Genomic DNA, 14,260 nt, shown 5'->3' with positions numbered 1-14,260 from the left:
TTTAGCCCCCAAGTTTATGCATATTTTTTAATGAATTATATGCCTTTAATCTTAAATCCTCATCTATTTCAATTTTATTTTCCATTTTTAAAAGACTTTCATAAAGATCCTTTAAGGTAGTCATTTTCATATTTCTACAAACCATCTTTCCATATGGAATATAAAATTCTTTTTCCTCCCCATTTTTTCTCAACTGATGAAGTACCCCTTCTTCTGTTATTATAATAAATTTTTTATTTGAAGAATTATTTACAAAATTTATTATTTCACTAGTACTTCCTATGAAATCCGAAATATCTCTTATCTCCTTACTACACTCTGGATGAGCTACTGTTAAAATCCCTTCATGCTCACTTTTTAATCTTAAAATTTCTTCTTTTTGAATAGCTTCATGAACTATGCAAAAGCCATTCCATAATATAAATTTTTTATCTGGTGTTTTCTCCTGAATATAAGACCCTAAATTTCTATCAGGTAAAAATATAATTTCTTTTTCTTCTAAATTATTTATTATGTTCTCAGCATTAGATGAAGTGCAGCAAACATCAGATAATGCTTTTACTTCTGTTGAAGAATTTATATAACAAACAACCTTGGCATTTGGATATTCCTCTTTTAATTTATCTAGTCCCTCTTCTGTAGCCATGTCTGCCATAACACAGCCTGCTTCCATAACTGGTAATATGACCGTTTTTTCTGGTGAAAGAATTTTTGCACTTTCTGCCATAAATTTAACCCCACAAAAAACTATTATATTTTCTTCACAATCCTTTGCCATTTTACTTAAATAATAAGAATCTCCTACATAATCAGCAATCTCTTGTATTTCAGGAATTTGATAATAATGTGCTAATATGATAGCCCCCTTCTCTTTTTTTAACTTTAATATTTCGTCCCTTATATCCATTTTGTCTCCCCCAATTTATGTATTTTAATTTATAATATCACCATATTTATCCAAGTTCAATAAAATACGAATATTCATTAACATTTTATCCATATTGTTTTCATTTTGTTAATTATAATAAAAAAGATTGTATAAAAACACCTTAAAAATAAAGAAACTATATCAAAATAACTTTTGATAAAACTTACAAACATTATAAGAAGAATATCTAATAATTCTCCAAATATGTTTGTAAGTTTTATTATTATATTTGATACAGGCAATTTACTTTTTAGTTCTTATACAATCCTCATAAAGAAACTTAAAATTATTTATTATAATGCTTTATTAAAGCTTGAGTTCCTAAGTCCCCAAAGCCTTCTCTTTCTAGCTCCTCATAATTCTCTAAAACTTTGCTTAAAATATCTAAATTCACATTATCAGCTAAAGCTTCCTCCTTAGCTAATTTCATATCTTTGATGAAATGTTTTATAAAGAATCCTGGTGCAAAATCTTCCTCTAAAATTTTAGGAGATACTAATTCTAATTGCTTACTTCCAGCAGCTCCAGTAGATACTGAATCAAGCATTTTTTTCACATCTAATCCTTTATCCTTGGCATATGTCATAGCTTCACAAACCCCTGATATAGCCCCTGCTATCATTATTTGATTTGCTAACTTAGTATGTTGGCCAAAGCCAGCTTTTCCCTCATAGTGAATATTAGTCCCCATTGCTTGAAAAATAGGTAGACAAGCTTTATAGTCCTCTTCTTCTCCTCCAACTAAAATAGTTAAAGCCCCATTTTTAGCTCCAATATCTCCACCTGTAACGGGAGCATCTAAGGCTTTTAACCCTTTTTCTTTTGCTTTTTCAAATATTTCAACTGCTAACTTTGGACTTGATGTTGTCATATCAATAACATAAGTTCCTTCTTTAACATTTTCAAGAATTCCATTTTCTCCAAAATAAACTTCTTCAACATCCTTTGGAAAACCTACTATGGTTATTACTGCATCACATCCAGAAACACATTCTTTTATAGTGGGATAAAAATTTGCTCCTTCAGAAATTACGTCTAAAACTTTGTCTTTATTTCTAGCAAAAATAGAAACTTCAAAGTCATTTTTCATAAGGTTACGAACCATTGATTTTCCCATTATTCCTACACCAATAAAACCTATTTTCTTCATAAACTCTTTCCTCCTAATATTAAATCCACTTAAGTTATCTATAAAAATTTTTAAACTTTATTTATACCATAATAATCTGTCTTTATTCTAAATCTAAATATTATTTATCAAATAATCCCCCACCATTGTTGCTCTTTCTTCCCCCTTGAGCGAAGCCAATAGTTTTTTGAGCTCTAACATTAGATTTAGTATTCTTCCCTTTATTCTTTTTTTCTTCTATTAATTTTTTCATCATTTCCATGTTCTTATTCATTATATATTTCTCCTTTTATTTTCATAATATATAATAAATTTTAATATATTCTTCAAAAGAAATCATCCTAGTTTAAATAGCTATGTTGAATATCCTAAACAAAACTTAATTTTTAAATTATCTATTATTTAATCTTAACATTCACTATTTCAGGTCTATTAAATAATCTTGTTATTTTAGTACTGTTTCCAAGGCCTCTACTAATAATAAGTTTATTTTTATTTCCATGTATCCCTTCAGTGTATTTAGGAAAGACCCCTTGTCCTGGTGCAATTAATCCTCTTTTAACTATAGGAATTCTAACTTGACCTCCATGTGCATGACCAGAAAACATTATATGAAAATTATATTTTGAATATTCAGCCTCAAAGAGTTCTGGATAATGACTTAAAACAATTTTTAATCCCTCTAAGCCTTCTAATCTTTTAAAAAGTTTATGGGAATCCTCATAGGCATAACTTCCATTAATTTTTTTAAGTGAGGAATGTAAATCTCCCTTTGGCTTTTCAAACATACCTAAAATATTTACTTTCACTCCATTTAAACTTAAAGTTATAATTTCATTTCTTAAAACTATAACTCCCTTTGACTTTAGACTTTCAAAAATATATTCAGCTTTTTTGCACCTTTGCTCATTGTTTCCTGAGATATAAACAACTTTAACACACTTACTTAAGTCACTTAAAAAATCTATTACCCCCTCCATATTTTTAAGGCTTGAATCTATCATATCTCCAGTGGCAACAACTAAGTCTGGCTTTTCTTTTAGTATTAACCTTTTAAGTTTTTCATTATTTTTTCCAAACTCTTTTCCATGAAGATCTGATAAATGAACCACATTTATATCTTTCCCAATTCCACAATCAACTTCATAATTAGTTGTACTTATTCCATTGTTTTCATAATAAAAAAATCCTGTTACTAAGGTTATACATAATGCGCCTAATAAAATCTCCATAATATCACACCTATACTCTTAATTAATTTCAGAATAATATTTTTTATTTATCTTATTAATTTTTATTAAATTTGGCTCTTTATTATTTTTAATTTATAAAATTCTAAGGTTTTATATACTTATAATCTTATAAAATATTTTTATTCTATCACAAATAATTACTTAAGTCTTTAAATATATTTTAGTTAAAATAAGCATAAAATTTTTTCATATAAATACAAATAAATTTATAAACCTTGTATACATTAAATTCATTATTTGTTAATATTTTAAAGTTTAACTCACTTTTATACACAACTAAAAAAATTTCATATGAAAACTTTTAAATACTATAAATGTTAAATTTGTAACAAATATTTAAAGTGCTATAATTTTACATAATGAAAGGTAAATTATTATTTGGCCAAATAATATATTTTTATTCTAAAAATTTAATAGTTAAACTTATATTGTTTAGGAGTGATTTAAATGAATAAAAATCTTGAAGCAAACAGAAACAGGACTCTTTCTGAAGGAATACATAAAAATATAAAGGTAAGAGCACCTAAAATTGATAAAACAGCTATAAGTCCTTATGATCGTTATTGTGATGGCTACGGAATGCCAGGGGCTTATGGTAATGGATATGTATCAGTTCTTAAGGTTTCCGTTGGTACAGTTAAAAAGACTGACGATATATTACTAGATGGTATAGTTTCTTATGATAGAGCTGAAATAAATGATGCTTATGTTGGACAAATTAATATGCTTACAGCTTCATCATTCTGTGGGGTTGCAGGCCAAGTATGGGGACATGATTTAGCAGCACATGATTCAATTACTAATGATGAAATCAAACCTTTATATGAATTAAAACAATTTGATGGAACTCCACTTAAAGTTTATGATGCTAAACCTTTATTAGAAGCTGGTATAGAACTTTTCGGTACAGAAAAAAATAGACGTTTTACAACTGCTCCAGGTGCCCATGTAATATGTGCAAATAAGAGTGCTACAGCTTATAGACCAAAAGAAAATAGACCTTTAAAAGAAGGAGAAGCTTATGGTGTATGGTCATTTATAGCCTTATCATTATCAAATGATAGAGATCACTGTGCTGATTTATTCATAGAAGATGCAGGACTTTGGACAAAAAATGATAATCCAGAAGATTTAAAGAAATTCTTAGAAGATCATAGAAAAGCTGTAACTTGGTCAGTAGTTGAATGTGGTAGAGATTCTCATGTTGTTTTTGAAAGAACTTACATAGGTTTTGCTTATGTAATAATGAAACCTGGTGAAATTGGAAACGCTTTAACTTGCGCTCCTTATGTAACCTTAGCAAGAGATGCTGTTCCTTCTGAAGGTTTCCCAAGTTTAAATAGAATTTCTCTTTCTCAATGGTTAGATGATATGAATTTTGATTCTTTAGTTAATCCTAGTAAAAAATAATCAATAATAATTTCTTAAAACAAAATTATTCTAGGAGGAGTTATTATGAATGATAATAAAAAATTAGGTGTAATTGCTCTTGCTGGGGTAGTAATTAGTGCTATGCTGGGTGGAGGTGTTTATAACCTTCCCCAAAACATGGCCCAATCCGCTTCTGCAGGTGCAATATTAATATCTTGGATAATAACTGGGATAGGAATTTGGTTCATAGCTAACACCTTTAGAATCCTTGCTGCTGCAAGACCTGATGCCACAACAGGTATATATACCTATGGTGAACTTGGTTTTGGGAAATTTACAGGATTTTTAATGGCCTGGGGATATTGGATATGTAACTCTTTTGCAAATGTTGGCTATGCCGTACTTTTAATGGATTCACTAAACTACTTTTTCCCACCTTACTTTAAAGGGGGTAATAACTGGCTTTCAATAGCATGTGGATCTCTTGTCCTTTGGATTATATTCTTTATAGTATTGGCTGGTGTTAAACAAGCAAGTGCTTTAAATGTAATAGGAACAATAGGAAAATTATTACCTTTAGCAATTTTCTTACTAGTTTTATTATTCTCATTTAGATTTTCTACATTCTTTACTGACTTCTGGGGATTAAAAACAGTTGCAAAAGTTCATGATACAAACTTAGGAGGAATATTGCCTCAAGTAAAAAGCACAATGCTTGTAACCTTATGGGTATTTACTGGTATTGAAGGTGCCGTTGTTGTTTCTGGAAGAGCTAAATCTCAAAAAGATGTTAGTAAAGCAACATTTTTAGGATTTATTACTTGTCTTTTAATTTATACACTACTTTCATTATTACCACTTGGTGTATATTCACAAGGAGAAATTTCTAAAATGGCTCCACCATCAACAGCTGCAGTATTAATGGATTTAATAGGAAACTGGGGAAGCGTAATAATGAACCTTGGTGTAATTATAGCAATATTAAGTTCTTGGCTTATTTGGACTGTAATGCTTTCAGAATTACCTTTTGCAGCAGCCCAAAGTGGAACATTCCCAAAAATATTTGCTAAAGAAAATAAAAATGAATCTCCTTCATTTTCTTTATTAGCATCAACAATCATTATGCAAATAATATTGATACTTGTTCATTTTGCAGGTAACGCATGGAATATGATGCTTAGTATAACAAGTGTTATGGCACTTCCTTGTTATCTTGTTTCCACCTTATATTTATTTAAGATAACATATAAAAACGAAAACTATCCAACAGATATCTTTGCCAAAAGAAAATATGCAATGATTACTGCAATCTTAGGATCAATTTATGGTGTTTGGTTAATTTACGCTGCTGGAATCAACTATATGCTTATAGCTATAGTTATATATGCTTTAGGAATTCCTGCATTCATAAAAGCTAGACGTGAAACTAGTCCTAGTGAAAAAGAATTTACTAAAGTTGAACGTTACTTTGCAATAGTTTTGATAATACTTGCCTTAATAGGCTTAGTATATTTATTTAAATTTATGTAACTACTCACATATCAAAACCCTATCTAAAATTTAAAAAACTTTGGTCCATTTTGAGATATTGATTTATTAATCAAGCTTCAAAATTCACCAAAGTCTTTTTTTTAGCCTTCTTACATTTATAAAAAAGTGATTTGTAAAAATAACTTTTTTATAAAAAAAGCTATATCAAATACAAAATTTGATATAGCTTTCATATATTCTTACAAATTATTAAACTAATTTATTTAGAACTGATTCACCAATTGTTCCTTCTGGCATTTTTAATCCAAAGTTATCAGCAATTGTTGCTCCAATAGTTGCAAATGTTTTTGGAGTTTCTAATTGTCCATGACCTTTCATTGATGGTGAATAAGCTAAGAATGGTACATACTCACGAGTGTGATCTGTTCCTGTGTATGTTGGGTCATTACCATGGTCAGCTGTTATTATTAATAAATCATCTTCATGTAACTTTTCTAATACTTTTCCTAAGTTAACATCGAATTTTTCTAATTCTTCTGCATAACCTTGTGGATTTCTTCTATGTCCCCATAAAGCATCAAAGTCAACTAAGTTAACAAAGCAGAATCCAGTAAAGTCTCTATCCATTATTTCTAATGTTTGTTCCATACCATGAACTGAACTCTTAGATTTATTTCCTTCTGTTATTCCTTCTCCATCAAATATATCTTTTATTTTACCAACTGAAATAACATCAAAGTTGTTATCTTTTAATTCATTAAGAACTGTTCTTCCATATGGTTTAAGAGCATAGTCATGTCTATTGCTTGTTCTCTTGAATTCACCTTTTTTAGTTCCTAAGTAAGGTCTTGCTATGATTCTTCCAACTTTCCACTCGTCTTTAAGAGTTAATTCTCTTGCTATTTCACAGCATCTATATAATTCTTCTAAGCCAAAAGTTTCTTCTTGACCACAAATTTGTAAAACTGAATCTGCTGATGTATAAACTATCATATCTCCAGTTGCAATTTGGTGTTCTCCTAATTCATCTAGGATTTCTGTTCCACTAGCACTCTTGTTTCCTACTATTTTATGACCAGTTTTTGCTGTTAACTCATCTAATAATTCTTGTGGGAATCCAGTATCTGTGAAAGTTTTAAATGGCTTAGTTATGTGTAAGCCCATCATTTCCCAGTGTCCTGTCATCGTATCTTTACCAACACTTGCTTCAGCCATTTTAGCTTGATATCCTATTGGATTCTCAACTGGAGCTACATGTTTTATTGGGTGTAAGTTTGCTATACCCATTTTTTGAAGATTAGGTATATTAAATGTATCTACTGATTCAGCGATATGTCCTAATGTATCAACATTAACATCTCCGTATTTTTCTGAATCATTCATTGCACCTATTCCTAATGAATCTATTACTATTGTAAAAATTCTTTTATATTTACTCATTGTTAAACCCCCTAAGTGTATTTCCGTATCTATTATAATTTTTAAGATTTAATCTTATGCATTATTTTTCATTTTATCTTCTTTAATTAAGTTTCTTATTCCTTCTATTCCTGCTTTTATTGCAAGTTCTGTATCATGTACTTGAGGATTATCAAGTCCTTCTTTTTGTCTTTCTTGGTTAGCTATAGTTAGGAAAACAGCTCCAACTCTTACTCTTAAATAACTTCCTACTATAAATAATGCTGCACCTTCCATTTCTGATCCTAAACATCCACATCTTTTCCATGCTTCCCATTTGTTTAATAAATCATAGCTTACAGGTTTATTTTCTGGTGAGTGTTGTCCATAAAAAGAGTCCTTTGATTGAACTACACCAGTGTGGTAAGGAACTTTTAATTCTTTTGCTCCTTTAACTAAAGCATTTATTACATCTAAGTTTGCTACTGCTGGGAATTCTATTGGAGCATATTCTCTTGAAGTACCTTCTGCTCTTATAGATCCAGTTGCTATTATAAGATCTCCACCTTTAACGTTTAAATCTATTCCTCCACAAGTTCCTACTCTGATGAAAGTATCTGCTCCACATTTAACTAATTCTTCTAATGCTATTGCAGCTGATGGGCCACCAATACCAGTTGAGGTAACGCTTACTTTTTCTCCATCTAAATATCCAGTATATGTAACATATTCTCTTTTATCTGCTACTAACTTAGCATTATCTAAGTATTTTGCTATTTTAGCACATCTTTTTGGATCTCCAGGCATTATTACATATTTTCCAACTTCTCCTGGTGCTACGTCTATATGAAATTGTTTGTCTGAACCTTGTGTATAAATCATTTACATTTCCTCCTAATAAATTGTTTCCTTATAACAATTTTAAACTTGTCTACTTAGTTGTCTATTTTATATTTATATAATACTACACTTTCTAGAAATTATCAAACGTTTACAGAAAGTTTTTTAAATTATTTATTGGTTATTGACATAAAATCTCTTATAATTTAAGTAAGTAATATTTTGTCCTAGTACAACTTGTTTGCAACTTGTCTATTTTTAGGAAGGTGATTATAAATGGAAATATTAACTGTAAATAAACCTAAGGAACTATTGTATGTTACCGTATACGATAAACTTTTTAAGATGATTAATGAAGGAACTTTCCCTGAAAATAGCAGACTTCCTTCTGAACCGGAACTAGCTAAAAGATTAGGTGTTAGTAGAAGTACACTTAGACAAGCTTTAGCTTTACTTCAAGATGATGGATTAATAAAAAACATTAGAGGTAAAGGAAATTACATAATTAAGGAAAATAAAACTGATACAACAGGTTTAGAAAAAATAGGACATCCAGTCTATAAGTGTTTAGATGTAGCGACAAATAATATTGAATTGGATTTTAAAATAGATCCACCCTCAGATTATTATAAAAAGATATTAGGAGATAGTTCTGTAGCAACGGTATGCGTTGACAGATGGTACTTGGATAATAATTCAACATTAGCTTATACTTACACAATAATATCTATTGAAGCAATTTCAAAATTTAATATAGATCTATCAGATAAAAATAATTTATTGAAATTTGTTGAACAAGAATGTTACAAAGAATGTTCAAGCATAAAAAGTACTATTAAATTCACTACATCTGGTAACTTTGTAACTAAGCGTCATCCAATTCCAGATGAAAGTCAATTTTATTTAATTGAGGAAGCTATATATTATAATTCAGACCTTCCAATTATTTTTAACAAACATTATCTCCCAATGAAGCACAGCACAATTAAAGTAAATCCTATGAAATAATATTTCATAGGATTTATATCTATTAAAATGCTGTAAAACCACCATCTACTGGCATAAATATTCCAGTTACATTGCTTGCTTCTGGTGATGCTAAAAATAATATCACATCAGCAACTTCTTCTGCTCCTGCTACTCTATTTTGTGGAGAAGTAACTTTTCCTGATACTATTCCCCCTTCTATTTTAACTCCTGCCTTTTCAGCAGCTTCTCTTTTATTTTTCAAAAATTCTAAAGCTTCATGATACATTGGAGTATCTGTAGTTCCTGGATTCACTGCATTTACTCTTATCCCATATCTAGCATAATCCAATGCCATATTTCTAGTAAGTCCATTTAATCCATGTTTAGATGTTACATAAGCAGAATGTCCTGGAAATCCAGTTAAGCCTGCAACAGAAGAAACATTAACAATAGCTCCTCCTTTATTTTGCTTTATCATCTCTTGAATACCATAATGAGAACAATGAAATGCTATCATTATATTGCAATCTAAAACATTTCTAAACATCTCTTCACTCATCTCATGTACTGGTGCTGGTGTTCCTGTAATTCCAGCATTATTTATTAAAATATCCAAACCACCAAATTTTTTAATAGCAGTATCTATTACTTTCTTACAATTTTCTCCTTCTCTTAAATCACATATTAAAAACTCAACATTAGAAGTTATTTCTCTAATTTCTTTTAGAGTTTCTTTACTCATCTCTTCTTTTCTATCTGCTAAAACTAATTTAGCACCTTCTTTAGCTGCTCTTAAAGCCACAGACTTTCCTATTCCTCCAGCTGCCCCTGTAATAATCATTACTTTGTCATTAAATCTTCCATTAATTATCTTACTCATAAACTTCTATTATCATAAAATATATCTTTATATTTTATAATAACAACTCACCTCCAATAAACTCCAATAAAACCATTATATTATTAAGTAATATATACTCTAATAAATCTAATGTCAACACATATTAAAACGGCTTATTTACTTAGATTTGCACATTTTTATAATAATATTTGTCTCCTAACATATTTAAAAATATAACTCTTTATTAAAGTTCTTTTATTAATGAATATTTCTAATAATTAGACCAATAATAAACTTTAAAATATTTAATTATAAATTTATTAAAATGATGATTTTTTTTAATTATTTAAGAAATACATAGAGGTTATCGTAATAATAAAGTAACCTAAATTTTACTTTTTTTATGATATACTAAATTATTGTAAACAAAATTTATTAGTAAGGAGATTTAAAAGATGAGAAAAATAAAACACAAAGGATTTCTAATAGCTCTAGTTTCTGCACTAATTATAAGTTCATCTTTCGTTGCTTGTGACATGAAAGGTAACAAAAGCAATGTGGAAAGTGAAAAAGCTAATTTAGAAAATAATACTCAAAAAGATGAAGCTTCTAGCAATAAGGAAAACCCTACAGATAATACTAGTGAAAAATCAAATTCAAATGCTGAAGCTACTAAGAATAGATTTGAAGGGTTAAAAACTACTTCTGAAGATATGAATATTCCTGTTTTATGTTATCATGATGTAACTCCAAACAATCCAAATAATAATGAACTTTTAGTAAACCCTGAAAAATTCAAAGAACAACTTCAATATTTAAAGGATAATAATTATACACCTATAACTTTAGATGAACTTTATGATTATCTAAGAAATAATAAACCTATTCCTGAAAAATCTGTTGTTATAACTCTTGATGATGGATATAAAGGAAACTATGAATATGCTTATCCTTTACTAAAAGAATTCAAATTTCCTGCTACAATATTTGTAATTTCAAATTATGTTGGAGCACAGGATTATATGACTGCTGATCAATTAAAAGAAATGTCTAATAACGGTATAGAAATAGAAAGCCATACCTTTAAACATGATGACTTATCTACATTAGATGAAAATAAACAACTTGAAACTTTAAAAGATTCTAAAGTAGCTTTAGAAAAAATCATTGGAAAACCTGTAGATTTTGTTGCTTATCCTTTTGGAAGATATAATTCTAGTACTAGGGTTGCAGCAGAAAAAGCTGGATATAAATTAGGTTTTAATTTAAATGGAAACTTTACTGACAGAAAAGACAATAATTTTAACATGGATAGAATTTATGTTAGTAATAATGATTCCTTACAAAAATTTGAAAGTAGATTGACTGGTAAATAATTTTTATTCAGAAAAAATAAATAACTTATTCTAAATGAAAATCTTAAAGCTCTAACTGGAAATAAAATTTCCAGTTAGAGCTTTAAAATAATCAAATTTAAATAAATTTTTAGTTTACTTTAATAATTACATTATTGTTCTAAATAACTTACCCTTTCGATCTTCTCCCAATGATTTTTTTTAGTTCTATATTTAAATATAGCAACTATTCTAAATATGGAACACATTTGTCTATAACCAAAAGCTTCTAAAAAACTAAATAATATAAGTTTAATTTTATCTTTAATTCTTAAATTTATATTAAAAAAATATTCCTCTGAAAAAATTGATGATATAGATATTAAGGAACTATAAAAAATGTAAATACACATAAAAGTAATAAAAAACTTTAAATTTATAAACCCAGTAAAATAAGATATAAATAAAAATACAACTCCAAATACTTCAATCAAGCAAGATAACATTTCATAAATAAAATAATATAAAAATGAAAATACTCCTACTACGCCATATTTTATATTTAAAAAAATGTATTTATGCTCAGCTAAACTTTGCATAAGCCCCATATGCCATCTTTTTCTTTGACTTTTTAAATCTTTAAGCTTTTCAGGCGCTTGAGACCAACAAATAGCATTTGGTGTATATTGTATACTATATTTATTTTCATTCTTTTTATTAAATGAATGTAACTTCATAACAAGTTCCATATCTTCACCAATACTATTAGAATTATATCCTCCTACATTTATTACAGAGCTTTTCTTAAACAATCCAAAAGCACCAGATATTATAAGATTTCCATTAAATTTATTAAACCAAACCCTTGTTGTCCAAAAGACTCTATAGTACTCTATTATTTGAAAAATAATTAACCATTTTTTAGGAAGTCTATTCTTCTTAACTACACCATTTTCTAATAAAACATTATTAGAAATTTTTACATTCCCCCCCACAGCTATTGTATTTTCATTTTCAATAAAAGGAACAACTATGTTGCTTAAAGAATCCCTTTGCAATACAGAATCTGCATCTAATGTTAGAAACAATGGATATGTTGAAGCATTGATACCCATATTTAAAGCATCTGCTTTCCCCCCATTTTCTTTGTTTATCAAAGTTATATTTACCTTCTCAATCCCTTCATAAATATCAATTATTTTCTTACAATTTATTGATTTTCTAATAGGCCTCTGGATCTTTTTTAAGCTAAACCTATTAATTAATACTTCCAAGGTTTTATCCTTAGACCCATCATTAACTATTATTATTTCATATTCTGGGTACTCTAATGCCAATAAAGAATCTATACATTTTAAAATAGTTTTTTCTTCATTATAAGCAGGAACTAAAATAGAAATAGGTGTATAATTTTTCTTATCATAAATATTTATTGTACTATTAAATCTTTTCTTTAAATTAAATTCATATAAATCTATAATTGAATATACAGTGGATATAAAGAATATTACTGCATAAATAAATATATAATACATAAAAAATAAATTTATAAAATCAACTATTTTTTCTAACATGACAAAGTAATTCTTTCCTCCTTATAATTTAAAATTTTATTATATAAGGTATTATTTTTTTTCTGTAGAACATATAATAAAATTTCTTTAGCATACATATCTTCTTGATTTAAAACTTCTTCAATGATTTCCTCAGTACAGTTATTTTCTAAAATACTTGATGCCGAATTTAGTCTAACGTACCAATTTTTATCCTTAAGAGATTTTTTTAAGCTATTTTCAACTTCAAAGGAATAATACTTAGAAAGACTCTTTGCCGCTATTGCTCTTTCTTCCCACCATTTAGATGCTAATAATTTAATCAATTCCACATAAGCTTCATCATAATAATTCTCTTCAAAATATTTTATTATACTTATCCTTACTTCCCTATTACTTTCATCTTTTAATTTCATCAAAAGAATTTCTTTAAAAAAATCATTTTTATTTTTAGAAAAGCTATTTATTATAAGGCATTGCATTTTAGTATTTAATTCATTTAAAATCCTTGCCAGTTCTTTATTTATTTCATAACTATTTTTAAATTTATCAATAATCTCAATAAAAACCTTATTATTTATATATATCCTATTTTTAGACATATAGATTAAAGCCTCAATGAATTTATCTCCTTTACCAATATTAGCTATTGAATTTAGAGCATTATATCTTACATAAATAGATTTATCATTTAAGCATTCCATTAAAAAATTTTGTATTTTAAAAGAATCTATTTTATATAATCCTAAATTAAATATAAAATAACACTTTCTTATTGAATCCTTTTTTGCATATTTTTTAATTTCATTTTCTATTACTTCTAAAAAGTTATACATAAAGATGGATATGTCATATTTAACTTCTTGATTATTACTTAATTCTGAAATTATTCTATTAAAAGCTTGTCTACTTTTATTTTTTTTTAAAATTTTCTCCACATATAAAATTTCATCTTTGGAAAGCTTATTATTGTTGGTTACTTTTAGAAGCTGTTTTTTTATGACTTCTCTAATCTCTTTCTCTATTTTGTCTACTTTTTTCTCTCTTCTTTTAGTAGCTCTTTTTTCAAATTTTATATATATTATTGATATAAATATTACATATATAAAAAGGATTAAAGAAAAAAATATATATGATACTATTTTCATATTTC

At 27.7% G+C, this 14,260-nt stretch carries 13 protein-coding genes; 4 read left to right on the top strand and 9 right to left on the bottom strand.

Going from position 1 to position 14,260, the window contains the following annotated elements; all coding sequences use genetic code 11:
* Position 1 precedes the first annotated feature (1 nt).
* From nadA to ACYUCG_RS11205, 4 genes are all read right to left on the bottom strand, one after another.
* The gene (gene nadA / locus ACYUCG_RS11220; protein ID WP_460268640.1) at positions 2 to 907 is read right to left on the bottom strand and encodes a quinolinate synthase NadA; all 906 of its coding nucleotides are present in this window, start codon (positions 905 to 907) and stop codon (positions 2 to 4) included.
* A gap of 307 nt (positions 908 to 1,214) precedes the next feature.
* Positions 1,215 to 2,078 carry an NAD(P)-dependent oxidoreductase gene (locus ACYUCG_RS11215; protein WP_240297572.1) on the bottom strand — a complete coding sequence of 288 codons (864 nt, stop codon included), beginning with the start codon at positions 2,076 to 2,078 and terminating at the stop codon, positions 1,215 to 1,217.
* 100 nt (positions 2,079 to 2,178) lie between these two features.
* Complete coding sequence (locus tag ACYUCG_RS11210; protein WP_003455666.1) at positions 2,179 to 2,331, bottom strand: hypothetical protein; 153 nt, start codon at positions 2,329 to 2,331, stop codon at positions 2,179 to 2,181.
* A gap of 124 nt (positions 2,332 to 2,455) precedes the next feature.
* Complete coding sequence (locus ACYUCG_RS11205; protein WP_460268639.1) at positions 2,456 to 3,289, bottom strand: metallophosphoesterase; 834 nt, start codon at positions 3,287 to 3,289, stop codon at positions 2,456 to 2,458.
* 468 nt (positions 3,290 to 3,757) lie between these two features.
* Between ACYUCG_RS11205 and hdcA the strand changes: the two genes are divergently transcribed.
* Both hdcA and ACYUCG_RS11195 read left to right on the top strand, forming a co-directional pair.
* Positions 3,758 to 4,720, top strand: a complete 963-nt coding sequence (hdcA, locus tag ACYUCG_RS11200; protein WP_460268638.1) for a histidine decarboxylase, pyruvoyl type — start codon at positions 3,758 to 3,760, stop codon at positions 4,718 to 4,720.
* Between the two features lie 45 nt (positions 4,721 to 4,765).
* Positions 4,766 to 6,211: a basic amino acid/polyamine antiporter gene (locus tag ACYUCG_RS11195; RefSeq protein WP_460268637.1), complete on the top strand. Its 1,446-nt coding sequence runs from the start codon at positions 4,766 to 4,768 to the stop codon at positions 6,209 to 6,211.
* A gap of 210 nt (positions 6,212 to 6,421) precedes the next feature.
* On the opposite strand, the gene ACYUCG_RS11190 is transcribed toward ACYUCG_RS11195, so the two are convergent.
* Together ACYUCG_RS11190 and udp are read right to left on the bottom strand one after the other, a co-directional pair.
* Complete coding sequence (locus ACYUCG_RS11190) at positions 6,422 to 7,612, bottom strand: phosphopentomutase (RefSeq protein WP_283680515.1); 1,191 nt, start codon at positions 7,610 to 7,612, stop codon at positions 6,422 to 6,424.
* 54 nt (positions 7,613 to 7,666) lie between these two features.
* Positions 7,667 to 8,452 carry a uridine phosphorylase gene (gene udp, locus ACYUCG_RS11185; protein WP_003450293.1) on the bottom strand — a complete coding sequence of 262 codons (786 nt, stop codon included), beginning with the start codon at positions 8,450 to 8,452 and terminating at the stop codon, positions 7,667 to 7,669.
* A gap of 234 nt (positions 8,453 to 8,686) precedes the next feature.
* Between udp and ACYUCG_RS11180 the strand changes: the two genes are divergently transcribed.
* Entirely contained in the window at positions 8,687 to 9,418 is a 732-nt protein-coding gene (locus ACYUCG_RS11180; protein ID WP_460268636.1) for a GntR family transcriptional regulator, read from the top strand.
* A gap of 22 nt (positions 9,419 to 9,440) precedes the next feature.
* Here the strand turns inward: ACYUCG_RS11180 and ACYUCG_RS11175 are convergent, their stop codons facing one another.
* A complete protein-coding gene (locus tag ACYUCG_RS11175; RefSeq protein ID WP_460268635.1) occupies positions 9,441 to 10,259 on the bottom strand; it encodes an SDR family NAD(P)-dependent oxidoreductase in 819 nt (272 codons plus the stop codon).
* A gap of 416 nt (positions 10,260 to 10,675) precedes the next feature.
* Between ACYUCG_RS11175 and ACYUCG_RS11170 the strand changes: the two genes are divergently transcribed.
* Positions 10,676 to 11,596, top strand: coding sequence for a polysaccharide deacetylase family protein (locus ACYUCG_RS11170; protein WP_460268634.1), 921 nt, complete (start codon positions 10,676 to 10,678; stop codon positions 11,594 to 11,596).
* A 131-nt stretch (positions 11,597 to 11,727) separates the two neighbouring features.
* Here the strand turns inward: ACYUCG_RS11170 and ACYUCG_RS11165 are convergent, their stop codons facing one another.
* On the bottom strand, positions 11,728 to 13,128 hold the full coding sequence (locus tag ACYUCG_RS11165) for a glycosyltransferase family 2 protein (protein WP_003478914.1): 1,401 nt from the start codon (positions 13,126 to 13,128) through the stop codon (positions 11,728 to 11,730).
* Positions 13,122 to 14,255: a HEAT repeat domain-containing protein gene (locus ACYUCG_RS11160; RefSeq protein WP_240297569.1), complete on the bottom strand. Its 1,134-nt coding sequence runs from the start codon at positions 14,253 to 14,255 to the stop codon at positions 13,122 to 13,124. Before ACYUCG_RS11160 ends, ACYUCG_RS11165 begins: the two co-directional genes overlap by 7 nt.
* Between the last annotated feature and the right edge of the window lie 5 nt (positions 14,256 to 14,260).

Source organism: Clostridium sp. CTA-17 (genome assembly GCF_054767895.1).
This window is presented reverse-complemented; position numbering and strand designations above follow the sequence as displayed.